Source organism: Nibribacter ruber (assembly GCF_009913235.1).
Taxonomy (GTDB): Bacteria; Bacteroidota; Bacteroidia; order Cytophagales; family Hymenobacteraceae; genus Nibribacter; species Nibribacter ruber.
Window position 1 is genome coordinate 3,019,581 of record NZ_CP047897.1, and the last position, 25,271, is coordinate 3,044,851.

At 51.1% G+C, this 25,271-nt stretch carries 25 protein-coding genes; 14 read left to right on the forward strand and 11 right to left on the reverse strand.

Annotation, left to right across the window (positions count from 1 at the left end; translation table 11 throughout):
- The first annotated feature begins 11 nt into the window (after positions 1–11).
- The 5 genes from GU926_RS12720 to GU926_RS12740 all read left to right on the forward strand — a co-directional run bounded on the left by GU926_RS12720 (position 12) and on the right by GU926_RS12740 (position 6,013).
- Positions 12–1,220, forward strand: a complete 1,209-nt coding sequence (locus GU926_RS12720; RefSeq protein WP_160692431.1) for an acetyl-CoA C-acyltransferase — start codon at positions 12–14, stop codon at positions 1,218–1,220.
- 184 nt (positions 1,221–1,404) lie between these two features.
- Entirely contained in the window at positions 1,405–1,872 is a 468-nt protein-coding gene (locus tag GU926_RS12725) for a hypothetical protein (RefSeq protein ID WP_160692433.1), read from the forward strand.
- 628 nt (positions 1,873–2,500) lie between these two features.
- Positions 2,501–3,310 (forward strand): tRNA pseudouridine(38-40) synthase TruA, encoded by an 810-nt coding sequence (gene truA, locus GU926_RS12730; protein ID WP_160692435.1) that lies wholly within the window; start codon positions 2,501–2,503, stop codon positions 3,308–3,310.
- A 253-nt stretch (positions 3,311–3,563) separates the two neighbouring features.
- Positions 3,564–5,330 carry an ABC transporter ATP-binding protein gene (locus GU926_RS12735; RefSeq protein WP_160692437.1) on the forward strand — a complete coding sequence of 589 codons (1,767 nt, stop codon included), beginning with the start codon at positions 3,564–3,566 and terminating at the stop codon, positions 5,328–5,330.
- A 164-nt stretch (positions 5,331–5,494) separates the two neighbouring features.
- Positions 5,495–6,013: a GyrI-like domain-containing protein gene (locus GU926_RS12740; RefSeq protein WP_160692439.1), complete on the forward strand. Its 519-nt coding sequence runs from the start codon at positions 5,495–5,497 to the stop codon at positions 6,011–6,013.
- Between the two features lie 203 nt (positions 6,014–6,216).
- Here the strand turns inward: GU926_RS12740 and GU926_RS12745 are convergent, their stop codons facing one another.
- Positions 6,217–7,332, reverse strand: coding sequence for an alkaline phosphatase D family protein (locus GU926_RS12745; protein WP_160692441.1), 1,116 nt, complete (start codon positions 7,330–7,332; stop codon positions 6,217–6,219).
- 677 nt (positions 7,333–8,009) lie between these two features.
- Here GU926_RS12745 and GU926_RS12750 point away from each other — a divergent pair.
- The gene (locus GU926_RS12750; protein WP_160692443.1) at positions 8,010–8,531 is read left to right on the forward strand and encodes a hypothetical protein; all 522 of its coding nucleotides are present in this window, start codon (positions 8,010–8,012) and stop codon (positions 8,529–8,531) included.
- A 178-nt stretch (positions 8,532–8,709) separates the two neighbouring features.
- On the opposite strand, the gene GU926_RS12755 is transcribed toward GU926_RS12750, so the two are convergent.
- On the reverse strand, positions 8,710–8,880 hold the full coding sequence (locus GU926_RS12755) for a hypothetical protein (protein ID WP_160692445.1): 171 nt from the start codon (positions 8,878–8,880) through the stop codon (positions 8,710–8,712).
- A gap of 146 nt (positions 8,881–9,026) precedes the next feature.
- Between GU926_RS12755 and GU926_RS12760 the strand changes: the two genes are divergently transcribed.
- Positions 9,027–9,314: a hypothetical protein gene (locus GU926_RS12760; protein WP_160692447.1), complete on the forward strand. Its 288-nt coding sequence runs from the start codon at positions 9,027–9,029 to the stop codon at positions 9,312–9,314.
- 48 nt (positions 9,315–9,362) lie between these two features.
- Here GU926_RS12760 and GU926_RS12765 read toward each other — a convergent pair whose 3' ends face one another.
- On the reverse strand, positions 9,363–9,764 hold the full coding sequence (locus GU926_RS12765) for a hypothetical protein (protein WP_160692448.1): 402 nt from the start codon (positions 9,762–9,764) through the stop codon (positions 9,363–9,365).
- A gap of 381 nt (positions 9,765–10,145) precedes the next feature.
- Between GU926_RS12765 and GU926_RS12770 the strand changes: the two genes are divergently transcribed.
- Positions 10,146–10,565, forward strand: coding sequence for a response regulator (locus tag GU926_RS12770; RefSeq protein WP_160692450.1), 420 nt, complete (start codon positions 10,146–10,148; stop codon positions 10,563–10,565).
- Between the two features lie 75 nt (positions 10,566–10,640).
- On the opposite strand, the gene GU926_RS12775 is transcribed toward GU926_RS12770, so the two are convergent.
- The 8 genes from GU926_RS12775 to GU926_RS12810 all read right to left on the reverse strand — a co-directional run bounded on the left by GU926_RS12775 (position 10,641) and on the right by GU926_RS12810 (position 19,712).
- Positions 10,641–11,990, reverse strand: a complete 1,350-nt coding sequence (locus tag GU926_RS12775; protein ID WP_160692452.1) for a sensor histidine kinase — start codon at positions 11,988–11,990, stop codon at positions 10,641–10,643.
- A gap of 8 nt (positions 11,991–11,998) precedes the next feature.
- Positions 11,999–13,042: a SpoIIE family protein phosphatase gene (locus tag GU926_RS12780; RefSeq protein ID WP_160692454.1), complete on the reverse strand. Its 1,044-nt coding sequence runs from the start codon at positions 13,040–13,042 to the stop codon at positions 11,999–12,001.
- Positions 13,032–13,445 (reverse strand): anti-sigma regulatory factor, encoded by a 414-nt coding sequence (locus GU926_RS12785; RefSeq protein ID WP_160692455.1) that lies wholly within the window; start codon positions 13,443–13,445, stop codon positions 13,032–13,034. Before GU926_RS12785 ends, GU926_RS12780 begins: the two co-directional genes overlap by 11 nt.
- Entirely contained in the window at positions 13,429–13,827 is a 399-nt protein-coding gene (locus GU926_RS12790) for an STAS domain-containing protein (RefSeq protein ID WP_160692457.1), read from the reverse strand. Before GU926_RS12790 ends, GU926_RS12785 begins: the two co-directional genes overlap by 17 nt.
- A 12-nt stretch (positions 13,828–13,839) precedes the next feature.
- On the reverse strand, positions 13,840–14,727 hold the full coding sequence (locus tag GU926_RS12795; protein WP_160692459.1) for an STAS domain-containing protein: 888 nt from the start codon (positions 14,725–14,727) through the stop codon (positions 13,840–13,842).
- Positions 14,728–14,954: 227 nt separating this feature from the next.
- Positions 14,955–17,366, reverse strand: a complete 2,412-nt coding sequence (locus tag GU926_RS12800; RefSeq protein ID WP_160692461.1) for an ABC transporter permease — start codon at positions 17,364–17,366, stop codon at positions 14,955–14,957.
- 12 nt (positions 17,367–17,378) lie between these two features.
- Positions 17,379–18,068, reverse strand: coding sequence for an ABC transporter ATP-binding protein (locus GU926_RS12805; RefSeq protein WP_160692463.1), 690 nt, complete (start codon positions 18,066–18,068; stop codon positions 17,379–17,381).
- Between the two features lie 393 nt (positions 18,069–18,461).
- The gene (locus GU926_RS12810) at positions 18,462–19,712 is read right to left on the reverse strand and encodes an efflux RND transporter periplasmic adaptor subunit (protein WP_160692465.1); all 1,251 of its coding nucleotides are present in this window, start codon (positions 19,710–19,712) and stop codon (positions 18,462–18,464) included.
- A 712-nt stretch (positions 19,713–20,424) separates the two neighbouring features.
- Between GU926_RS12810 and GU926_RS12815 the strand changes: the two genes are divergently transcribed.
- The 6 genes from GU926_RS12815 (at position 20,425) to GU926_RS12840 (ending at position 24,669) form a co-directional block, all read left to right on the forward strand.
- Complete coding sequence (locus GU926_RS12815; protein WP_160692467.1) at positions 20,425–20,961, forward strand: YceI family protein; 537 nt, start codon at positions 20,425–20,427, stop codon at positions 20,959–20,961.
- A gap of 106 nt (positions 20,962–21,067) precedes the next feature.
- Complete coding sequence (locus GU926_RS12820; protein WP_160692485.1) at positions 21,068–21,778, forward strand: pirin family protein; 711 nt, start codon at positions 21,068–21,070, stop codon at positions 21,776–21,778.
- 15 nt (positions 21,779–21,793) lie between these two features.
- Entirely contained in the window at positions 21,794–22,729 is a 936-nt protein-coding gene (locus GU926_RS12825) for a ring-cleaving dioxygenase (protein ID WP_160692487.1), read from the forward strand.
- A gap of 39 nt (positions 22,730–22,768) precedes the next feature.
- Complete coding sequence (locus GU926_RS12830; protein ID WP_160692489.1) at positions 22,769–23,404, forward strand: alpha/beta hydrolase; 636 nt, start codon at positions 22,769–22,771, stop codon at positions 23,402–23,404.
- A gap of 5 nt (positions 23,405–23,409) precedes the next feature.
- Entirely contained in the window at positions 23,410–23,688 is a 279-nt protein-coding gene (locus tag GU926_RS12835) for a GNAT family N-acetyltransferase (RefSeq protein ID WP_160692491.1), read from the forward strand.
- Between the two features lie 30 nt (positions 23,689–23,718).
- Positions 23,719–24,669 (forward strand): adenylate/guanylate cyclase domain-containing protein, encoded by a 951-nt coding sequence (locus GU926_RS12840; protein ID WP_160692493.1) that lies wholly within the window; start codon positions 23,719–23,721, stop codon positions 24,667–24,669.
- The last annotated feature ends 602 nt before the right edge of the window (positions 24,670–25,271 follow it).

Sequence of the window (25,271 nt, forward strand, 5' to 3'; positions counted from 1 at the left end):
ACTTGTCAATCATGGCTCAAGACGCTTATATCATAGACATCATCCGGACGCCGGTAGGCAAATTTGGCGGTTCGTTGTGCAGCATCAGGCCAGACGACCTGGGTGCGCACGTCATCAAAGAGTTGATGGCCCGCAACCCAGACGTGAATCCCAAGGATATTGAAGACGTTATTTTCGGTGCGGCCAACCAAGCCGGCGAGGACAACCGCAACGTGGCCCGCATGTCGGCGTTGTTGGCGGGCCTGCCGCAAGAGGTGGGCGGCGTGACCGTAAACCGACTGTGCGCCTCAGGTTTACAGTCCATCGCAGACGCCAGCCGCGCTATCAAAGCTGGTGAAGGCGAAGTTTACATTGCCGGCGGCGTGGAGAGCATGACCCGCGCGCCGTTCGTGATGGCCAAATCAGACTCGGCCTGGAGCCGCACCCCTGAGATTCATGACACCACCATTGGCTGGCGCTTTGTGAATCCTGCCCTTTCCAAACTCCACCACCCGTACTCCATGGGCGAGACCGCCGAGAACGTGGCCAAGCAATGGAACATCTCCCGCGAAGACCAGGATAAATTTGCCGTACAGTCGCAGACCCGTTACCAGGAAGCCGCCAAGGCCGGCAAATTTAAGGATGAGATTGTGCCTGTGGCCGTGCCGCAGAAGAAAGGCGAGGCTTTGGTATTTGACACCGATGAGCACCCGCGCTTATCGCCCATTGAAAAGTTAGCCGAACTGAAGCCTGCCTTCATCAAAGAAGGTGGTTCTGTGACGGCTGGGAATGCCTCTGGGATCAATGACGGAGCCGCCGCGGCTTTAATTGTAAGTGGTGACTACATGCGCAAGCACAACCTCAAGCCTATGGCTAGGATTGTCGCCGCCGCTGTTGCCGGAGTAGACCCTGCGCACATGGGCATCGGTCCAGTACCGGCCACCCGCAAAGTGTTGGAGCGTGCTGGGCTGGAAGTAAAAGACCTGGATTTGATAGAACTGAATGAGGCCTTCGCCTCACAAGCGTTGGCTTGCTCAAAAGAATTAGGGCTGGACCCCGAGAAAGTGAACGTGAACGGAGGTTCCATTGCCATCGGGCATCCACTGGGTGCCAGCGGTACCCGAGTGAGCGCCACGCTTCTGCATGAAATGAAACGCCGTCCAGACGCCAAGTACGGTTTGGCTACCATGTGTATTGGTGTAGGCCAAGGCCTGGCGGTGCTATATGAAAAATGTGAATAGCTTGCTTTAGCATATTATTTCCAGATAATCCCGTCTTTGCTTAGCAGAGGCGGGACTATTTTTTATGCCTGAATTTGAGCGCGTTGAAATCGTTTTTGGCCTGTTTTCTGAAAAGTAGCCCGAAAACAAAATTATTCTGGCACGGACGTTGCATTCTACTAGTCAGAACTTAAAACCCACAGATATGAAACGGTACTTTTTACTCGCAATGTTTAGTGTTTTGTCCTTCGGAAACTTGGCCATGGCCTCTGGTGTGAAAGATGCTGATAAAGACAAGCAACAGCAGAAAGCCGCTGAGCAAAACCGAAAAGCGTTTGAGAAGGCCGCCAAGAAAGACGTTAAAAAAAGCAAGCGTGGCGACGAGGCTTCTTACCAGCAAGAGATGGCCCGCGCCAAATCTCAATACAATAGAGACAAGGACAACCTGAAGCGGGAATACAACCGCCGTCAGCATGAACTGCGCGATCGCTATAGAGCAGATGAGAATAGCTTGTCTAGAACTGATTATGAGCAAGAGAAAGCGAGTATGAAAGCGAATTATGAAAGGGAAAAAGATGCCTTGCAGGCTCGCTATGAGCAGGACCGCGATACCCGTCAGCAGAACTGGGAAGCGTCCAGAGGCAATATGTCTTTGATTTCTTTCAATAGATAGTGAATAATGGTTTTTGAATAGGTTAAGGTGAAAAAACGGCTTCCCGGAGGGAGGCCGTTTTTTTTGTGCCTGTGATTTCAGTTTTAGCTCGTTTCCCAGAAAGTAGGCCAAAAACACCATGCCGATTCAAAGTGCGAATTCTCCCGTCAAAGTGCAGATTCTCCCCTTGAGGGGGAGCGAAGAGGGGTGTTTACAATCGCTAATCATACCCGTCCGCCGTTGTTGGTGTTATCACCAACGACCAGAACTGCCTCCCAACTCTTACTTCTCAACTTTCAACTTTTCATACTCCGAGAGAGGTTTGTCACTTTTCTCCTTGATGAGAAAAGTAACCAAAAGAATCAAGAAGAAAAGAAACTCGCTGCCGCTCAGACAGCTTTTCTTCCTTCTCTGCACCTGGCTGATGTGATTCGTTTCATCGCGGGCTTAGTCCTCTGCTACTTTAAACGTCGCTGCTTTCTCCCTCGGCAAAAGAGCCTTAATGGGAACAGGCTCTTTTGCCTCAGTCGAGGGCAGGCGGGTTGCAGGTGGAGAAGTTGCAATGCCTTCATCGCCCTGCAGGCGGGGAGAAAAAATGACTCAGGACTCGCGACTCAAGACTCAGGACTAGATTCATTATCTTTGCGGCATGCGGTATTTCTTAGATGTGGCCTATGACGGCACGCGGTTTCATGGCTGGCAGACGCAACCCAACGCACTTACGGTGCAGGAGGTACTGGATGATGCCATTTCTAAGGTATTCAGGGTGCCGCAGGTAGAAAGTATTGGCAGTGGCCGGACTGATACCGGTGTGCATGCGGGTCAGCAATGGGTGCATGTGGATTTGCCTAAGGTTTTTACGCCAGAGGAGATTGTTTACAAGCTCAATCGCCTTCTGCCGCCAGACATTGCTGTGCGGCAGGCCAAGCAGGTAGGGCCCGAGGCGCACACCCGCTTTGACGCTATTTCAAGAACGTATGAGTACCACATTACGCTGGAGAAGAATCCGTTTCTGGTGAGACATGCGTATTTCTTATCGCGCAGGCCTAACGTGGAGCAGATGAATTTGGCGGCGCAGGCCTTGCTGGAACTGGAGGATTTCACTACGTTCTCAAAAGTTAAAGGCGACACCAAGCACTACCGCTGTACCATCAACCAAGCCTTTTGGCTAGAAGAGGACAACAGGTTGGTCTTCACTATTCAGGCCAACCGCTTTCTGCGCGGCATGGTGCGCCTCATTGTAGGAACGTTGCTGGATGTAGGCAAAGGAAAACTCAGCGTTCACCGGTTCAGAGAAATCATTGAGAGGCAGGATAGAAGCCTGTCCAGCGGGGCCGCTCCTTCAGAAGGCCTTTTTCTGCATCGCGTAGACTACCCCGAGGGGTACTTTGACCAACAGCAAGCCTTGTATAACCAAGAAGCGCACCGCCTGCAAGCTTTATCCAATCAAGAAGGATAATCGTTTTGGCCTGTTTTCTAGAAAGTAGCCCAAAAACGCATTCTCAACTCAAGACTCGCGACTCAGGACTCAGGACTGCTTATGAAGTAAGCATTATTGAGTACTTTTGCCCGAGGCTCTGGCACAGGCGTTTTTGGCTTGTTTTCTGGAAATCAGGCCAAAAACGAGAATAACGCAAAACTATCAGGTACCTGTACAGGTTTGTTTTCCGTACCACGTTCTCAGGAGCCCATCAAATTTAGCACAAGACCACATGAGTGAAATAGGCGGCAGTAAGACAGGAAGTGCCTTTGACTGGGAGGTACTCAGGAAGATTTTCCGGTTTGTGAAGCCCTACAACAAGGTATTTTATTTCGTGATTTTTCTGACGGTGGCCTCTGCCGTGCTGGCCACAGTGCGCCCGTTCCTTATTCAGGAAATGGTGGACAAGCAGATTCTGCAGTACAACTGGGCTGGCGTGAACCGCATGTTCATCTGGCTGGTGGTGCTCTTGATTCTGCACACGCTTGTTTCGTATCTACACACGTATTTTGCCGGATGGCTGGGACAGTACGTAGTGCGGGACATCCGGGTGAAGCTCTATGAGCACATCCTTAAGCTCAGACTCAAGTTCTATGACCGCACGCCTATCGGGACGCTGGTGACGCGTAACGTGAGCGACGTAGAGACCCTTTCTGACGTGTTCTCTGAAGGTTTGGCCGCCATGATTGGCGATGTTCTGCAACTGGTCTTCATTCTGGCCTACATGTTCTGGCTGGATTGGGAACTGACCTTGGTGAGTCTTTCCATGTTCCCACTTTTGATTTTGAGCACTTATGTCTTTAAAGAGAAAGTAAAAGCGTCTTTCCAGGAGGTGCGCGGGGCGGTGGCTAAGTTGAATGCCTTTGTGCAAGAGCACATCACGGGCATGATGGTGGTGCAGATTTTCAACAATGAGGCCCGCGAGATGAAGAAGTTTGAGGCTATCAACAAAGAACATACCCGCGCCAATGTCAAGTCCGTGCTGTATTACTCGGTGTACTTCCCGGTGGCCGAGGTGATTGGCGCGGCGGGTACGGGACTTTTAGTTTGGTACGGCGCGAAGGGCGTGGTGCAGGACCATGTCACGCTGGGTACGCTCATCGCCTTTATCATGTACATCGCCATGTTCTTCAGGCCCATCCGCCAAATCGCAGATAGATTCAATACCTTGCAGTTGGGCGTGGTGAGCTCAGAGCGTATCATGAAACTGCTGGAAAGCAAAGAACTGATTTCAGACACCGGGGAATACCGTCCAGAAACCATCAAAGGCGGCGTGGACTTTGAACAGGTATGGTTCGCTTACAACGATGAGGACTGGGTGTTGCGCGGTATCTCGTTCCAGGTGCAACCGGGGCAGACCGTGGCCTTGGTAGGCGCCACCGGTGCGGGTAAGACGTCCATCATCAACCTGCTCAGCCGATTCTATGAGATTAACAAAGGCGTGATTAAGGTAGACGGGCATGATATTAAAGAGTATGACCTGGATGTATTGCGCCGGCACATTGGCGTGGTCTTGCAAGACGTGTTCCTATTCTCAGGCACTATTCAAGAGAACATCACGCTGGGCAACAAAGACATCACCGAAAGCCAGATTTGGGAGGCCGCTCGCTTGGTAGGCGCCGATAAGTTCATTGAGCGTTTACCGGGTGGTTTGCAGTACAACGTGATGGAGCGTGGGGCTACTTTGTCCGTGGGGCAGCGGCAGTTGATTTCGTTTGTGCGTGCCATGGTCTATGACCCTAAGATCATCATCCTGGACGAGGCTACATCTAGCGTTGACTCAGAGACCGAAGAACTCATCCAATTCGCCATTGCCCAGTTGATGGAAGGCCGCACCTCTATTGTGATTGCGCACCGTCTGTCCACCATCCAGAAGGCAGACAACATCATTGTCTTGGACCGCGGCGAAATCAAGGAAAGCGGCACCCATGAGCAGCTCCTGCAATCTGGCGGCTACTATGCCCAGTTACATGAGATGCAGTACAAGAACTTCGTGTAAGACTAAACTGAAAAGACCGTTTTTGGCCTGTCTTCCAGGAAATAAGCCAAAAACGGTCATCAAAATCATCTTCACATTTCCAAATCTTCAAATCAGAATAAATAGCACATCAGCAAATTACCCCATTCTCTCAATCACTCATTCTCTCATTCACTCAATAAAAAATGAATAAGCGTTTCTTGATCTACATGCTCCTGGTCATTGCCGCCATGATAGGCATATATGCGTACGTGGGTGGTTTCAAGCAGGTAGACATTACCAAGACCACTTCCAGCCAAATCTTTATCGCCGGAAAACTATATGAGGGCAAGCCCGATGCCGAGGAACTGGGTGATTTGTTTCAGGAAGTGGGGCAGATGGTAGAACAGAAGAAGATAGTAGGCGAGCCCGCCGGCATCTATTACAACAACCCAGAGAAGAAAAGCAATACTCTGAGGGCCTTCATAGGCGTGGCTATTGCAGATACCACCGTGGCCCTGCCCAAAGGCTACAAAGTGCGGATTGTGAAGGCAGGTCAGCCGGTCTTGCAGGGCACCCTAGACGCCAGCCAGATGATTGCCCCCAAGAAGATATACGAGGCGCTCTTTGCCTACGCCGAAGACCATAAGATCAAACTGAAGAACTACTTCGTGGAGCGGTATCCAGACAGAGAATCGGCGGTGATTCAGGTGGGTTTGGAGTAGACAAGGTTTGCTAGAAGGCAGATAACACAAGAGCGGTTTCCGGGGGTGGGAGGCCGCTCTTGTCGTTTTTATGCTGTTTTCAGGGAAATAGGCTAAAAACGGCTTTGAGAGCATGCTGAAGATATACAGGCACGAAGAGTTGTATCCACGAACGGTTGCCGCTTATTGCTCTGCTGAATGCTTTCCTTTAAAAGTAAAGTAAGCTATTGGCTCTTGCTGCGGGTGGGTTGTGCTCCCCGGGTTTTAGGAACCTTGGTTGGTCTGGCGTATGGCACTTTCACTAGCTGGTGGAGGCGGTTGTTCTTCCCCCTGATCTCAAAATCTACCACGTAGGGCGTCTGGTCCCAGTGGAACCGCATGATGCCAAAATTGAGCCGGTCCTGCATCTGGCCCACGCGATGGCGGTTGCGTTCATGCACAAAGCCGCTCATCCAGTTGTGGGTGAGGCCGCTGGATGTGAATTCAAAAATAGGGTAAGGCACGCCTGGCCATTGTATTTTTGAGATTTCCGCGAAGTGCCGGTCACCGGTGAGCAGGATCACATTAGCGGCTTTGGTCTTGGCAATGAGGTTGAAGAGGCGAGTGCGCGCCCTAGGGAAGTTGCCCCAGCGTTCATAACCGTGCTCATTGGGGATGATTTGCAGACCGGTTCCAATCAAATGAAATTGCGCCTTGCTGTGGCGCAGCTCCCGTTCCAGCCAACGCCATTGCGCCTCGCCTAGCAGGTCTCCCTTGTTGTTTTCGCCGTACTTGGGTTCCTGGCCCACTAAAGAGTCTCTATGGTAGCGGCCGTCCAGAAGCAGAACTTTTACCTGCTGGCCCGGCGGACCGTAGGTGTGGGCGCTGTACACACCTTTCTGCTTGCGCCGAGGGCTCTTGGTGGGCTCGTCCAGAAAGTCCCAGAACAGGCGGGCGCTCTGGGCTTTGAATTCATACTCTTTGCCAGCGTTGTTTCGGCCGTAGTCATGGTCATCCCAGACGCCAATGACCGGTATCTGCTGGTAGAGTTTCTGGTAGTCTGGGTGCTGCCGCTGCTGGTCATATTTTGCTTTGAGCACGCGCATGTCGTCCGTATCCCCATAAATGTTGTCGCCCAGCCAGATCCAGAGCTGCGGGTTGTTCTTAAGGATTTCCTGCCAGAGCGGCTGCTTTCTGGCGGTAGAGTTGCAAGAACCCAGGGCCAAGGTCACCAATGGCGTCTGGGCGTTGACGGGTGTTTGAGGATTGGTTTTTTGCTCTATGCTAGAGGTGGTACAAGATAGAAGCAATAGCAGCATTAGGCAGAGACCTCTGCACAGGTTGAGGTACGGGTGCGTCATAGCCAAGCCTACGCTTAGCGTGGGGAAAGTGATGCACCAGACAACGCGCAAAAAAAAGGACTGGCATTCATGGCCAGTCCTGTAGGGGGTAAAAGTGGTTTGCACCAGGTATATATACATCCCTTTGCAGGGTACACAGCCGCGTGGGGGCTATCGGGTGTTCATGATTCTAAAGGCTTCTTCTCTTGAAATCTCTCTGTCTGCCAAGAGTAGGTTGTTGCTGGCTACTATCAATAATTGAAACTTCTTCTTTAGATCATGGTAATAGATAAGCATCGTCAAATCTTCGTAACATCTTGAAAAGATTTTCCTAGCCTTCGTCTTTAAATTAAATAATTCTAAGCGTATCCTTCTTAATCTATTCATCATAACCTTGTAAGACAGCAAATTTCCTAGATGCCTTACATGAGATTTATACTGATAACCGCTAGATGATGTTACGGTAATTATAAAAGAATGAAATTGTATTTTTAGAACGTAGGTAATCTTCTATATACAGGCAAGTGCTGTAAAAACGGCGTTTGTTAGATATAGGCCAATGTTTTTAAATGAAGATGACACGCAAGCAGACTCATTTCTTCTGGTAACAGGTAAGCCAAAAACTTAGCCTAAGACTTAATCTTACCAGGGGGTTTCCCGTATAAATGCCTTATAAAACGTATTTAAAACTCATTTATATGGACAAGTTGTACAAAAGCGTATGGAAGGGATTGACCGTTCTGGTTTTAGCTGTATTGGTAGGCCATGCGGCCAGCGCACAAACCCTTACGGTGACGGATCTGGTAAACCTGCAGTCTAAGTCTCTGGACGAGGTAAAGGAAACGCTGGGCAAGAAAGGCTGGGTGTATGACGGCAACTGCGGCAGCGGCAACGTGAAGCGCTACTGCTTTAACGCCGCAGACAAAGGCGAAGGCCTGGCGGCCATTGTCTATGTAGAGATTGACGGCGCCGGGCAGCAGGTGATTGAATACAGCGTGTTCAGACCGGGTCTCATCCAGAACATCAGGAACAGTATCAAAGCCGCGGCGCTTAAGCTAACGCGCCAGGAAACCCTACTGGCCTCAGACGTGAAGCAGAGAATCTACAAGAAAGGCGAATACACCGTCATCTCCAGAGGAAGCGACCAGCAGAAATACCTGAGCCTGAAGGTTCAGAAAGGGGAGGCTGGTACAATCTCCAACATGCAGGCATCTAAATAAGACGGATACTCCTTTTACAACAGAAAGCCTCTGTTTCCTTGCGTTGCTAAGCACCAGGAAACAGAGGCTTTCTGTTGTAAAGGACAAACGGTGGAATGGGAAATCTTGGCTCCTGCCTGGGGCAATGGGATGAAAAAAGGACCGGCCCAGCGGCAACGCCGCTGGGCCTGTTTGGTTGTTAATTCTCTGAGAAGGTGTAGCCGCAGAAATTGTAAATCTCTGCAAGGGGGGCTACCGGTGGCAACGTTTGCTGCAACACCAACGGCGGATTGTCACCCGCCACAAAACCCCATTTGTTACGGTTGCAGTACTGCAACTCCATAGGTAATCTAAGCTTGCGGTGTTTCATAAAAAGGTCCTCCGTTTTTAGTTTAGACGGAAAATCAATAGCGCTACCCCTACGCAGCTGCCTACTTTTTCCTTACTTGCACACTCACGCTGGCCGGTATTCTACTTGCGGGTACAAAACCGGAACATGCGCCTTCCAAAACTCAAATGAATACTAAATCAGGACGGATTATTGCGGGTGCCCTTTTACTAGTGATAACCGGGCAGCACGCATTCACCCAAGACTACATGGCCGCCGCCGCGTGGGGTAGTTTAACAGTGGCGGTGCTGCTGGCAGAAAAGAAAGTGCCGGGAGAGCAGCGTACCATTAAAACCCCTAGGCAAGTGGCCATGCTTGCTTTTATTGTACTGGCATTGGCCCTATTTGGTTTCCAGCTTTATCATGGCCTTACAGACGCGGGCATGAGCCTAGGGCATGCCACTACCATTGACTAATAGTAGACCTTGCCGTTTTTGGCCTTTTTTCTGGGAATCAGGGGAAAACTAGATGTGTTTGGTGAGTTCTCTAATGCGGTTTCTGAGCATGTCCAGGTGCGCTTTTTCCTGTTGGTGTTTCTCAATTTCCTCCAATTGGTGCAACAGGTTCTGCATCTCGGCTATGTAGGCAGAGCGGTCCTTCTTGAGGTGGGCCTCTGGGTGGGCGTTGGCATCCCCCTCGCCCTTGAACACGTTGCCCTCGCCGTAGATCACCCAGCGGGAGTTGAGGTCTGGGAGCTGCTTGAGAAACGCCAGAAGGTCATCCATGCAGTATTCCTCGCCCTGCACAATGCAGCCAACCATGGCGGGCGGCGTCTGGGTTAAAACGCTCAGCTGGTAGACGTCCAGCTCTTTTATGCGCATGTAAAAATTGAGTCGGGCGCTTATCTGCTGTAAATTTATAGCCATGGTGGTTTCTGGTTAAGTGCAAGCCGGGGTGCAGTGCTTCTTTTGCCAAGACGCCTGCCTGTGTAGAAATTCCCCCTCGTTTCTCTTCATACGCAAGAGGGCTATTCTATGTTGAAGTAGCTATATTCTTATGCTTCCATAACCAGTTACCGGCTGTACCAAGGCTTGCCCGTTTTTGGCTTCTTTTCCAGAAAATACGCCAAAAACGCGGGGCACGTACTGTAGTGTCCGGTAGCGGGGTCTCTGCGGAATGTCGCTCCGCTGGGCAGGTAGGTGTTTCGTAGGCGGGTGTCTTGAAGGCTCAGTTTAGAAAGCCCATATTGTTTCTTATATTTGTGTTAGTGTGCGTGGCCTACCATGCGTGTTAATTTGAGATTTGCTATGAAAAGTCAGTACGAGCCGTTGGACTTGGTCATGTTGGTAGACGACGATGATACCACCAATTTTGTGAATAAGCGGTTGCTGCTCAAGTTGGGCGTGGCCAAAGACATCTTAGTGCGGAAGAACGGAATAGAGGCGCTGGAGTACCTACGGGAAGCTGAAGAGGGAAACCCGCAAAAGGCCTACCCAGACATGATTTTCCTGGACCTGAAAATGCCTGTCATGGACGGTTTCAAGTTCCTGGACGAATACCACAAACAGAATCACCCCAAGGGCATGATCATTCTCATGCTTACCTCTTCGGCTAGCTTTTATGACCTGGAGCGCCTGAAAGAGTATGAGCACGTGAAGAAGCATTTCTCCAAGGCCCTCACAGAGAATGACATCAAAGAAATCATGTCTCAGTACTACAACCGCTAAGAACAGACAGCCCCATAAAAAAGAGGAGAGCCGTGAAGATGATTCACGGCTCTCCTCTTTTTATGTATAGACCGGCTAGAGCTGCTCTTTGCCGGGTTTGAGCAGGGGCCAGGTGAAATGCATGGCGGTACCGCGGCCGTTAGACTCTACCCAGGCGGCGCCCTCCTTCTCCTGCACAATCTTCTTGACAATGGCCAGCCCAATGCCGGTACTGCCAGGGTGGTTCACGTCACTGGTAGTCTCAAACATGTTGAAGATCTTCTCATGGTCCTCGGGTAGAATGCCGGGGCCGTCATCTGCCACCACAAACTCCCAGCAGTCTTCCTGCGGTATGGCAGAAACGGATAAGTGGCCCTTGGGTTGGTCATGGTACTTCACGGCGTTGCTTACCAGGTTGCTGAAAATCTGCCGCAGGTAAATCTCCTCAGCCTCCAGCGTGGGCAGGTCGTCGGCTACGTCTACCGTAAAGCCGGCCGGGATGGACAGTCCCTCCAGCACGTTCTCCACCAGTTCGCGCGTGTTGATTTGCTTTACCGGAATCTGTTGCATGCCAGTAAGAGAGTACTCCAACACGTCTCGTATCAGGTGGTCCATGCGCGTAATCTGCAGCTGCACCATGGGTAAAACGGCCTGCGCTTCTTCTATGCTTTCTTCTGCCAGAAAATCTGCCATGGCTTCTGTAAGCCCCACCAGGTTCTGCAGCGGTGCCTTTAGGTCATGCGTGATGGTATGGGCAAACTCATCCAGGGTCCTGTTCACGCGCTGCAGCTGCAGGTTGTAGCGGTCACGCTCCTGCAAGAGACCATTGACCTCATGGTTGGAGGCCTGCAGCTCTTCGTTCAAATGCTGAATCTGCTGAAGCTGGTACTCAGCCTCAATGGTACGTACGCGCAACTGCTCCATGAGCTCAATGAGCTGCATGTTCTGGCGTTTGATCTCTGCATAGGGCGAAATCTCGGGCTCCAGATTGAAATAGTCTGACCAGCCTTTCAAGATGGCCGGGTTGATGGGCGGGTGGTTGGCCGGAATCTGCTTTTGCAGCCGTACGCGGGTACCTTTCTCAAAATCACTTTCCACCTGAAACACGTCCACCAGTTTGCGCGAACTATGGATCCCGTGCCCCTTGCTGCCGGTAGGCGTAAAGCGACGGTCCAGAATCTCAGTGAGGTTGGGAATGCCGCGGCCCCGGTCTGTGATGTAGGCCTCTAAATACAGAACGCCCCTGTTCTCTAGTACGCTGAACCTGATGTTGCCTTCGCCCACATGCTCCAGCACGTTGCGGCAGATCTCTGAGACGGCCGTGGCAAACTTGGTCTGGCCGGCCACCGGCAGTCCCGTGAACTGTGACAGCTGCATGGCCCGGTTATAGGCCAGTACCACGTCCAGCTCATTCTGCAGCTTTATAGAAATGATGGATTGGTTCATTGCAAGGCTTATACCGTGGCGCGTACTACTATCACCAGTGAGTCGTCTAGGGTACGCGTATTGTCTTTATACAACACCGCCGCAATTAGCGTTGGATCATGGCGGGTGAGTTCTGGGTATTTGGTGAAATCCCAGCGGCTTTTGAGCCCGTCTGAGTGTAGCACCAGCATGGTCTGGGCAGTCCAGTTGTGCTGATGGTCATGGATGGTAGTAGGCACGGCCATGCCCAGCGTGCCATTGTAAGACAGCAGGTTTTTAGTAACTCCTGGCTGAAACAAACGTCCGCTAATGTTGCCCACCCCGCAGAAAAGGAGTTGGCCGCTCTCTGCGTTCCAGTGGGCAATGGCACCCACCGCGCCCCTGGTTTTTTTAATGGAGGCATGCACCTCACGCAACATGGTAGAAGGCGATTCTTTGGGTTGCTGTAAAAATACCTTAATGGCTTGGGTGGCTGCCTCATGCGCATATTCGCCGTGGCCCAGACCGTCCAGGATCATGAGGTACGCGCCTTCATGCGACAGGCGCAGGTTCCAGCCGTCACCGCTTACTTTCTCGCCGGGCTTGGGTACTTTCACCGCGCCCACCTGAAACTTCTGCTTGGACCGGGCCGCTGATTTTGGGGCCTTTCCTTTGCGGTAGATCCTGGACAGCAGCACCGTGCCCAGGCCACGCTTAGAGTACATGTCAAAAAAGTCTGACTGCCGCTTGATAGCCCCCAGTCCTTGGCCCATGCTGCCGTAGGTAGAAACGCCGTCCTCCATCATACGGATTGGGTCGCTCATGCCGGGACCGTTGTCCAGGCAGATGACTTCCAGACCGCAGGCTTGGCCATTTTCTTCGCAGATGGGCTTGATGAGGAGTTCACCGCCTTTGTCACCAGCGTGCTTGACCAGGTTGGTGGCCATTTCAGTGATAATCAGGTTTACCCGGCCCGTCTCTGTCTCAGAAAAGCCAGTGGCTTCTGCAATCTTGCCAATGTCTCTCCTGACAATGTTGAGGAAGCTTCTGTCTGCTAGCACAAAGTGCTGATGTACGTCAAAATTAAAGTCCATTTTTCCACCGGATTATGGTGATGGTAGTTCCCTTGCCGGGCTCGCTTTTAATGTCAAACTCATTTACGAGCCTTTTGGCGCCTGGCAATCCCAGTCCTAAGCTCTTTCCGGTAGAATATCCATCTTTCATGGCTAAGGATATGTCTGCAATGCCTGGGCCCTGGTCTATGAAAGACAACCGTACGCCCGGTATGCTGTTGCGGCTCACCACCTCTATGTGCGTAATGCCGCCGCCGCCGTACCGTAACATGTTGCGGACCAGTTCACTGGCCGCCGTCATGAGTTTGGTCTGGTTTACCAGGCTCATGCCAATCTTGGTGGCTACTTCTTTGATGCGGTTCCTGAACAGAATCACATCCTGTTCTTTCTGGATGGGAAGCTTCTCTTTAGATAAAACTATCATAGAGGCCCTCTTCATCTGCGTCTTGCTGGCCTATTTTGGTTCTCAACAGCTCCATGCCTTGTTCCACGTCCAGGGCGGTATGTACGCCAGAGAGGGTAAGCCCCAGTTCTACCAGCGTAATGGCTACCGCCGGCTGCATGCCCACCACTACTGTGGCGGCATCCATGATTTTAGACATGGAGGCAATGTTGCCCAAGATGCGGCCCATAAAGGAGTCCACAATGCTTACGGCAGATATGTCAATCAATACACCTTTGGCTTCTGTCTTGCTCACCATGTTGATGAGGTCATTCTCTAAGGTAAGGGCCAGCCGGTCATACAAGTCCACTTGAATGGTCACCAGCAGGAAGGGGCCCATTTTTAAAATAGGAATTCTATCCATAAAGGTGATTGATTATAGTCCGAAGCTCTTGTTTCCCCCGAATGCGGCGTTCTGTGCACTACGCGTCACCTGGATGTTCAGCATGGAGAAGGACATCTTCAAGGCGCTGGCCAGAGAGGCTTTGGTGTAAATGTTGGTAAGGTCAATGCCTAAGTGCACAATGGTCTGGGCAATTTCTGCTCTAATACCGCTAATGATACACTCGGCACCCATTAAGCGGGCGGCGCTCACGGTTTTAATCAAATGCTGGGCTACCAGTGAATCTACGGTAGGTACGCCAGAAATATCTAAGATGGCAATGCGGCTGCCGGTGGCAACAATCTCCTCCAGCAAAGCTTCCATCACCACCTGGGTGCGGGCACTGTCCAGGGTGCCAATGATTGGCAGGGCCAGAATGCCTTCCCATACGCGTATTACCGGCGTAGAGATCTCGTTCATCTCATTGGTCTGGCGCAGGATCACTTCTTCACGGCCCTTGATGTAGGTTTCCATGGTGACTATGCTCAGGCTGTCCATGATCTTGTTCATGGAGATGATTTCCTTGTACAAGGTGGCAGGTTCCTTCGCTAGAAAATCTACTAGCGCGTTGCTTAAAATCTCTTTCAGGCTAAGGATGTAGGCGCTGGTCTCCCGCGGAGAGAATCCTTGACGGGCACGTGAAATAGAAATCTCGTTGATCAGGTCTTGCGTGGTCTCATATTCGCTAGACTCTATGTCTTCAGCAGTAGAACTGGCAAAGGCCTTGAGCAGCGTAGTGAGTAGCTCATCTGACTGCTGCTGTAATTCTGCCACGCTCATAAGGTCATCTCTCAAAGAAGCATCTTTGATTTGACTGCCCATCCAGGCTTCTAACAGTTGCTTTTTCTTGCCCTTCAGAAAGGTGGCGGTTTCTTTGTTCATATGGAGGTTGCTGAGAATGCTGGTTTGATTTTTCGTTTTTAGCCTCTTTTTCTGGAAACAGCAAGAAACCGTCGCCAGTAGAGGTAATGTAAAAGTAAGAAGTTCCTTGGAAAGTTTTGGTGTGTCCTCAATGTTTACCAAATGTTTACACTGGCCAGCCTCCTTAAACGCAAAACTCCTCTTCGGTTTGCCCAAAGAGGAGTTTTTATAAAATGCGGAACCAGTTCTTATTCAGTTTTTAACGCCCGCACAGGGTTGGCCAGCGCCGCCCGCAGCGCCTGCACGCTCACCGTGGCCAGGGCAATCAACAACGTAAGCGCCCCAGCCGCCAAGAACACCCAGTAACTGATGTCTATGCGGTAGGTAAAGTCCTGCAGCCATTTCTCCATGAAGTAGTAAGAAACCGGCGCGGCAATCACAAAGGCCACCAGCACCAGCTTGGTAAAGTCTTTGGAGAACAAACCCACAATGCTGGCAGACGAGGCGCCCAGCACTTTGCGCACGCCCACCTCTTTGGTACGCTGCGTCACCATGAAAGACACCAGACCATACAAGCCCAGGCAGCCAATGAGAATGGCAATAACAGAAAAAACTTTGAACAGGTAGGACTGGCGCGCCTCCTCCTCATAGAAACGGGCAATGGCGTCATCTAAGAACTCATAGTCAAACACATCGTCTGGATAGGCGCTAGACCATACCTGCTTAAGGTGGGCCAGCGCGGCCTTGCTGTCTTTGGCCTCAATCTTGGCGTTCACAAAAAAGTAGAACTGGCTGAACGTGCTCATGACCACCGGCGAAATCTCCTCGCGCAGAGACCTCAAGTGGAAGTCTTTGATGACGCCCACAATACGGCCCTGCGTCTGGCCGCCGTTGATCTGCAGCTGCTTGCCAATGGCGTTCTGCGGATTGGTTTCGCCTACTCTTTTCAAGAATGTTTCATTGACCAGGAACTCGCGCATGGTGTCGTTTTTTTCATACATGCGGCCGGCAATCAACGGAATGTCAAAGGTCTTGAGGTAGTGCTCATCGGCTAGTTTCATGTTCACGTCAAAATTGCACGGAACAGAGAAATCATCATACCGCAGGGACATGTTCATGTCTATGTTGGCAGAAGGCGGCGCCAGGGCGAAGGACGTAGACTTGATGGCCGGGTGGGCTTCTAACTGCGCGCGCAGGGCCATTAAATCCTTGGCTTTCCCCGAGGGGAGGGGCATGGTCACAATGGCGTCTTTGTCAAAGCCCAGCTCGGCAGACCTGAAATACTCCATCTGGTTGTGCACAATGATGGTGCAGATAATCAAAATCTGACAGATGGTGAACTGCAGCACCACCAGCACCTGGCGCAGAGAAAGACCGGCCGTGCGCGCCGTGGCTACCTTACTTTTGAGCGCAGAGATAGGTTTAAAGCCAGACAGCACCAGGGCAGGATAGAACCCGGCAAAGAATGTTACGGCCACCAGCGTCACTGCCAGGAACAGCAGCACATCCGGGCTCTTGAGGAGATAAAGCTGTATCTGTATTTCCAGCAGCTTGTTCAAATAGGGGAGAAGCAGCTCTGCCAGTACCACAGAAACGAAAATGGCCAGCAAGGTGATGAGGCCGGTCTCACCCAAAAACTGCGTCATCAATTGCGTTCTGCTGGCCCCCAGTACTTTGCGCATGCCCACTTCTTTGGCCCGCCGCAGTGCTTGCGCCGTGGCCAGGTTCACGAAGTTGATGGAAGCCACCAAGACCAGAAACAGACCAATCAGGCTCAGTCCCCAGAGCGTGGTCTTGCTCACCGTGCGCCCCGAAAAGTTGCCATACCGTTCATCAAAATGAAGCTCAGACAGCGGCTTGAAGACATATCGCTCCTGCTCGCCGGGTTGCTGCGGCCTGAATTTGGAAACCACGGCATTCAAACGATCTTCGGCCTGTTTAAGCGATGCCCCCTCTGGCACGGCAAAAAATACCTGTTGGTTGCTGTTGGTGCTGTTCCAGGAGTCGTTCATGAAAGCATTAACCTTCTTGGAAGACTCATAGTCTATGAGCATGAGGTAGGGCAGGTCTGTAGTGGCCGGAGCATCTGGAATTACGCCCGTCACCTTCAGGTTGAGAAGGTTGTTCATGCGCAGTACCTGTCCCACCGGGTTCTGGCCCGGAAAGTACTTGTCTGCGATGGTCTTGGTAAGCAAAACCGTGTTCAACTCCTTAAGGGCCGCTTTTCCGTCAACCCCATTGGTCTCTATGTCAAACAATTCAAAGAAAGTGGGCTCTACAAACAGCACTTGCTTGTCTTCCCTGAATTTCTGGATGGCGCCTTTCCCGTTTGAGGGGGTGATGGCAAAGGTGCCTCCTTCCTCATTGTACACATGGGTGGCGGGCTTGAGCTCCGGCAGGGTGGTTTTGAACGTGGCCAGCATAGGATACGGTGTCCCTGACGTGTAGGTAGGTCCCGTCTGGCTCATCTTGTCCACGGCAATGCGGTAGGTGCGGTCTGCCTTGCTGTGGTGGGCGTCAAAGCTGAGCTCATAGCGCACCACCAGAAAGATGAGAAGACTGCAAGTAATGCCCAGCGCCAGTCCAATCACATTGAGCATAGTATACCCAAGGTGCCGGCGCAACGTGCGCACCGCCACTAAAATGTAGTTTTTTAACATGTCTAGGTAGGTTTAGAGAATAGCCAGTTCCTTTACATTCTCAGAGATGATTTGTCCGTCAAACAGGTTCACAATGCGGTGGGCAAAGTCGGCGTCTGACGGGGAGTGAGTCACCATGACAATAGTAGTGCCTTGCTCGTTCAACCCGCTCAGAAGTTGCATCACTTCCTGCCCGTGCGCCGAGTCCAGGTTACCCGTAGGCTCATCCGCTAGCAACAGTTCTGGTTTAGAAATCACGGCGCGGGCAATGGCCACCCGCTGTTGCTGACCACCCGATAGTTGTTGCGGGAAGTGGTTGCGGCGGTGGGCAATCTGCATTTGCTCTAAGGCCTGCTCCACACGCTGTTTGCGCTCTGCGTTGCCAATCTTAAGGTAGATTAAAGGCAGTTCCACGTTTTCATAGACCGTTAACTCGTCAATCAGGTTGAAGCTCTGGAACACAAACCCGATGTGCTTTTTGCGCAGGTTGGCTCGCTGGCGCTCATTGCACTTGGAGATTTCCTGGTCCAGGAAAAAGAACTCGCCACTGCTGGGGTTATCCAACAAGCCAATGATGTTCAACAAAGTGGACTTCCCACAGCCCGAAGGCCCCATGATGGCTACAAACTCGCCCTTGCGCACATGTAGGTTCACATTGACCAGCGCCGTGGTTTCTACTTCATCTGTGGTGTATTTTTTCTGAAGGTTTACAGTTCTTAACATAGCTCTATTCTTGATTGCTAATTGTTGATTGCTAGTTGTTTTTGGTAGCGCGTATCGTGTATTAAGTAGCACGATTCAATTTGTCTCTTCTTCGTCCCCCTTTGAAGGGGGGATGATTTCTTTATCTGATGATTCTCCCCTTGAGGATTACCCAAACGCGAGTTTGAGGTAGCGGGCATAGCCTAGGAGAGGGGTGTTTACATTCCAAACATACTCTCCAACGATTACACCCCTAAAGTCCCCTCAAGGGGACAATCACTTACTTTGTCATCCCGTGCCTTCAAAGGGGACGAAATGCGTGAACAATTTCTAATTCTTAATTTCTAATTTTTAATTGAAGCTGAAGTAATACCGTTTTTAGCCTGTTTTCCAGAAAGTAGGCCAAAAACGGTTTTACTTCAGCTCCAGTCTATCTGTATTATTGTAAGCGTCATAAGAAGAAATCACTACTTGCTCGCCGGGTTTCAGGCCGTCCAACACCTCATAGTATTCTGGGTTCTGGCGTCCTAGCCTGATGTCGCGTTTGGTCGCAAACTTGCCCGATTCATCTAGCACGTACACCCAGGAGCCACCAGTGCTCTGGTAAAAACCGCCTCTGGAAAGTAGCACTGCCGGAGCTGGGTCTGACAGCTGTAAGCGTATCTGCAATGTCTGTCCACGTCTGATACCTTCGGGCACCTTACCGATGAACTTCATGTCCACGGGGAATTTTCCGTTGGTCACTTCTGAGTACACCAGGGAAATCTCCAATGGGTAGCTCTGGCCGTTGTAGGTGAACTCCCCGCGCTGTCCGGCAAACACCCGGCTCACATAATGTTGGTCTAGTTCTGCCTTCACCTTGAAACCGCTCAAGTCATCTATCTGCCCAATGATTTGACCTGCCTGCACCGGCGTTCCAAGTTCCACTTGAATAGAAGATAATTGTCCCGAGATGGGTGCTTTGATGTACAAATTCTTCAGGTTGTCCTCCATCATTCTCAGGTTGCGGCTGGTGCGGGCGATGGTGGTTTCCAGTTGCGCTATCTGCTGACGGGCGTTGTTCTCCTCAAACTTCTGTGACTCCTTTTCAATCTGAAACTCGGCTTTGAGGCGCTCATAGTCCCGCTTGTAGTTGAAGAACTCCTGCTGAGAAACGGCTTTGGCCTCATACAAAGAGATGTTGCGTTGGTATAGGTCTTTGGAGGCATCTAATTGAGCGCCTAACGTGGCCAGTCTCCTGCGCAGGTTGAATTTATTTTGCTGTAAGCTCAGTTTAGAATTCTGGAGGTTGTTGATAAGATCGTTCATGAGCGTCTCTTGGTTCATGAAGTCTAATACCAGACGGTTGTTGTTGAGCTTCAGGATGGGGTCTCCTTGTTTCACGGGCTTACCGCCTTCCAGGTATTTCTCTTCTACGGTTCCGCCTTCTACCGCTGGTATTACAATGGTCTTGATGGGGTGCACAGTGCCGTCAATGGGGATAAACTCCTGGAAGGACCCTTGGCTTACGGTGGCCATGGTAATCTTCTGGCTATCCACGTTCAGCTTAGAGCTGTTGTCGGCGATGGCCAGGTAGTAGGTCAAGAAAGCAATCACGCCCACCGCCAAAGTAAGCAAGGCTATTTTCTTGGGTGTCCAGCGTTTCTTCTCAATAATGCGGTCCATGATTCTTGGGGTTGACTTTTATGGTCACTCTCTTTTATCCAATAGCTGTGCCATTTTTATAAATGCCTGAAAACCAACCGTAAACAAAGGTGTGGTTTTGCAGAGTGTGCGCCAGCGGACACTCTCACGTTCACGCCTGAACACATCTGCGGTCAATGGCACAGCGGCAAGAACCGTTTTTGGCTTCTTTTTCAGAAATGAGGCCAAAAACGAAAGGGCTGTTTTTTCGCTCTCCGTCTGTTAATACCCTCCCTCTTTTGTCGTCCTGAAAGGACCTTATGGGCGAACCAGATAAACCCTGCCAAATGCAGATTCTCCCCTTGAGGATTGCCCAAACGAGAGTTTGAGGCAGCGAGCGCAGCTCTGAAGAGGGGTGTTTACATCAGCAGATAAACCCAGCCAGAGAAAGCAATGCGGTCTCTATAGGGTAATCAATATTTGGTGGTAATAGCATCCATAGCAACCGCCTGTCTAGTTTGCTCCCAAGATCCTTTCAGGATGACAAATAGTGTGATTAGTACTGTGGGTCATTTGCTTGCTGGTGATAGTACACAGCTAAGGCGAGGACTTCCTGCAAAGAGGCAAAAAGAAACTTCATGAAACTTTTAAATGCTAATACTTGTATATACAATAAATGTACATACATTTGTTTATTCTTTCGGGAGAACGAAAGCGAAAAGAGATTTTTAAAACTACATAAAAACACAAGACTATGGCAACTACAAAATGGGCAGTAGACCCAATGCACTCAGAGGTTCAGTTCAAAGTGAAACACCTCATGATTACCACCGTGACCGGTTATTTCCAGAGCTTCAACGTGGAGGCTGAGACGGCAGATGAGACCTTTACCAGCGCCAACAAAGTGACCTTTACGGCAGACGTGAATTCCATCAGCACCAACAACGAGCAACGTGACACCCACTTGAAGTCAGCTGATTTCTTTGACGCAGACACGCACGGCCAAATCAAATTTGAAGGCAATAACTATGAGCAAGTAGGCGGTGAGGATTACCTTCTGCACGGCGACCTGACCATCAAAGGCATCACCAAGCCCGTGACCGTGAAAGTAGAGTTCGGTGGTATCGTGGTGGACCCATACGGCCAGACCAAAGCTGGTTTTACTGTGACTGGCAAAATCAGTCGCAAAGAGTTCGGGTTGACCTGGAACGCCGTTACGGAGGCTGGAAGCGTGGTAGTGAGCGATGAGATTAAACTACAGGCAGAGATTCAGTTAGTGAAACAAGCCTAATACTGGGCGTCGTTTTTGGCCTGTTTCTGAGAAAATAGGCCAAAAACGGAAAAGCCTGAACATCAGACCAAACCTACGTCCGTACAACCATCCAAACAGCGACCGCATGCAAGTAGAAAGATTCAATCCTGCAGACAGAGGCCTCAAAGACATAGGCTGGCTGAAGAGCAATTTCGTGTTCAGCTTCTCTGGCTACCAGAATCCGGTGCGGAGTGGGTTTGGGTTGTTGCGCGCGTTCAACGATGACTTTGTGCAACCGGAGAATGGTTTTGGCCTGCACCCGCACGCCAACATGGAGATTATCTCTGTGATGCTGGCCGGTTCCATGAGCCACATTGACTCACTTGGCTACAAAGAGACTGTGCACAAAGACTGGGTGCAGATTATGAGTGCGGGCAGTGGTTTGCGCCATGAGGAGCACAACGTGGGCCAGGATGAGGTGAATTTCCTGCAAATCTGGATTGAGCCCAAACTACAGAACATCACGCCCCGCTACCAGCGTCGTCATTTCCCGGAGGCAGACCGCAAAAACCAATTGGTCACCATTGTGAGCCAAGAGGAAGGCACTGCCCACTGCTGGATTAACCAAAACGCGAAGCTCTCTCTAGGCTTCTTTGAGTCGGGGCAAACCGCTAGTTATTCTTTTAACCCGGTGAACAAAGCGGTGTTCATCTTTAACATCAGCGGGACATTGGAAGTGAACGGAGAACAGCTCACTAACCGCGAGGCCCTGGGCATCTGGGACACCGCGCAACTGGATTTCACCATCTCACAAGAGAGCCGATTTCTGCTCATAGAAACACCTATCAACCACTAAGCATCTACTACCACTATGGAAACTAAAATATTAGGCCTGCACCACATCACGGCCATCGCCGACAAGGCCAAAAGCAACCTTGATTTCTACACCCAAATACTAGGCTTGCGCCTGCTTAAAAAGACCGTCAATTTCGATGACCCCGGCACCTATCATTTGTACTACGGCGATGAAAAAGGAAGCGCGGGTACTATCCTGACGTTCTTCCCGTATGAAGGCGCCCGCCGTGGAAGCGCCGGTACCGGCATGGCCACCAACATCGGCTACTCGGTGCCCGAAGGAAGCTTTGACTTCTGGATGAAGCGCTTCGAGGACCACAACGTCATCTACAACAAACCGTCAGAGAAGTTTGGGGAGAAGTACCTGACGTTCCTGGACCCAGACGGACTGAAGTTGGAGCTGGTTATCCCTAAGAACCAGGACAACCGCACTCCTTGGGTTACGGATGAAGTGAGCGCCGAGGTAGCCACCAGAGGTTTCCACAGCGTTACCTTGACCTTGAAAGACATCAAAGCCACCGCCACTATCTTGAGCGATATCTTTGGCTACACTTTGCAGGAGAAAAGCGGTAACCGTTACCGTTACATAACCGATGCCGTGGAGCACGCCTCTATCATTGATTTGGTGGAACTGCCTAATGAGGCCAGAGGCATCGGAGGGGCCGGTACCAACCACCACATCGCTTTCCGGGTGAAGGACGAGGCCACGTTGATGGAGTTCCGGAAGAAAGTAGCGGGCGCCGGGCATAACATCACAGAGAAGATTGACCGCAATTACTTCTACTCTTTGTATTTCAGGGAGCCGGGCGGAGTGTTGTTTGAGATAGCCACGGACAACCCGGGCTTCGGGATAGATGAGGAGTGGGATAAACTGGGTTCTAACCTCTTGTTGCCTACGCAGTACGAAGCCAGCAGAGCCAAAATTGAAGCCGTCCTGCCGAAGTTAGACTAAGGCTTAATAACAAGAAGTTTTACAACCGAATCCTTTAACATGTACACCCATCAGAAGAACGTCATCACCGCCGGTAAGCCCTTAACCCCAGACAGCAAGGTCCTGGTCATGGTTCATGGCCGGGGCGCCACGGCCCAAAGCATTTTGGAACTGGCCAACCATTTGCCGGTAGAGGAGTTTGCCTTGTATGCCCCGCAGGCCACCCAGCACAGTTGGTACCCGTACAGCTTCATGGCGCCCGCAGACCAGAACCAGCCCGCCTTAGACTCGGCGTTGGAGCAATTAGATGACCTGGTGACCGGTCTGCTTGCGCAAGGCGTGAAGAGCGAGAACATCTATTTGCTAGGCTTCTCTCAGGGTGCCTGTCTTTCCTCTGAATATGCCACCCGTCATGCCAAACGCTACGGCGGACTGATGCTCTTCACCGGCGGATTGATTGGTCAACAACTCGAGACAAGTAGCTATCAAGGAGACTTCGCAGGGACGCCAGTTTTAATCACTACTGGTGACCCAGACCCACACGTGCCGGTGAGTAGGGTGGAGGAGACGGTAATCATCATGGAAAAAATGGGCGCGAAGGTGACTCAGAAAATTTACAAAGGCCGTCCGCATACCATCTTGCAGGAAGAGATTACCTTGGCCAAAGAAATTCTGTCTTCACCAACTGCTCGCTAATTCTCATGGACTTGAACATTACTAACAACGAGGCCACGCATCGGTTTGAAACCGAAGTGGAAGGCCACACCGTGCACATTGAGTATAAATTGAAACCCGGCGTGATGACCGTTCTGCACACCATTGTACCTAAAGAACTGGAAGGCCGGGGCATTGCCGGCGCCATGATCAAATACGTGCTGGATTACATTGCCGAAGAAAACTTACAGGTAGTGCCCTTGTGTCCCTACATGGCATCTTATCTCAAAAAGCACCCCGAATACCAATATATGATAAAGCCGTAAAACAAGAATGTAAACCCTAACTCGTCTGGTATGGCCTGTCACGTTGATTTCAAAGGAGAGCAGTTGGTGCCGGTGGCCGAGGGGCAGACCTTGTTAAACGCGTCTTTAAAGGCGGGCATTCCGCATTACCACGCCTGTGGAGGAAAGGGGAGGTGTACTACCTGCCGGGTGCGGGTGCTAGCCGGACAGGAACACCTCACCCCAGAAACCGATGCTGAGAAAACCATCAGGGCGGTGCGCCATTTTCCGGGTAACGTACGCTTGGCATGTCAGGCGCAGGTCACTGGGCCAGACGTGCAGGTGCAACGCCTCATCAAAGACGATGCAGACCGTTTCATCTTCATCAATGGAGAGCAGGAGAACATTACTGAGGTCACGGGCGAGCGCCGGAAAATGGCTTTGTTCTTCATTGACATCCGCAATTTCACGCCCTTTATAGAAGCGCATTTGCCGTTTGACGTCATCCACATCATGCGCCGTATGTTCAGTCTCACACGCAACGCCATTGAGCAGTATGACGGCAGAATCATAGACACCGCCGGCGATGGTTTATACGCCGTCTTCGGGATGGATACTAAAATCAAGAAAGCCACCGAGTCTGCCGTACTGGCGGGCCTCAAGATTCTGGAGGACGTCAAAATCTTCAACAACACCTACATGCGCCCCTACTTCAACCATAATTTTGAGGTGGGCATAGGCGTGCACGTGGGTAAGGTTATTTACGGGAACGTGGGCATTGGGCTGAACAACAACCTCACCGTGATGGGCTACCCCGTGAACATAGCCGCCCGCTTGCAAGCCGCTACCAAGGAAGTGAACAATAGCTTCGTGATTTCACAGCGGGCCTATAGTCTGCTCAAGAACCCACCGTACTCCATGGACAGCACCATGCTCAGCCTCAAAGGCGTCCGCACAGAGTTTGAAGTGCAACTCATTGGTAAGCCTTATCAATACTCCAACGCATCGGCGCAAACCCAGTAGAATTATGCAAACCGCTTTTGGCCTCTTTTCTGGAAAACAAGCCAAAAACGCATCAGCACTATCTCTTCTCCCTGAGGGAGAAGGTTAGGATGAGGGGGGCAGCGTTCCATATTGTAGAGACCAGGCACCGCCTTGTCTCCCTCGCATTACTGATTTTCTCTATCTATGTAAACACCCCCTTCGCCCCCCTCAAGGGGGGAGTCTGCAGCTTGAGACGTCCTTGGCGCAGACGCTCGCAGGAGCTTCGCACGCTTCGAGATCTTTTGAGTAAAGGCAGTTCTAAGCCGCAGCGCCCTAGTCATCCCTAACCCCTTGCAAGGGGACGAAATACGCAGTCCTTGGAGAGACCAGGCACCGCCTTGTCTCCCGCGAATACCTGATTAACGATGCGTTCGGACAGCCATGGTTTGCCTTATATCTTTTCGCCTTCCTATTGGAGTCTGGAGACTCCACCCACCGCACGTCAAGAGTCCGGAGACTCGCGCCATAGGACAATCTCCGTTTTTAGCCTCTTTTGAAGAAAACAGCCCAAAAACGATTCTCCAAACCCGAACAACGAGTAACCCAAAACGATCCTCAACCAAGCGGACAGAAAGTGTTCA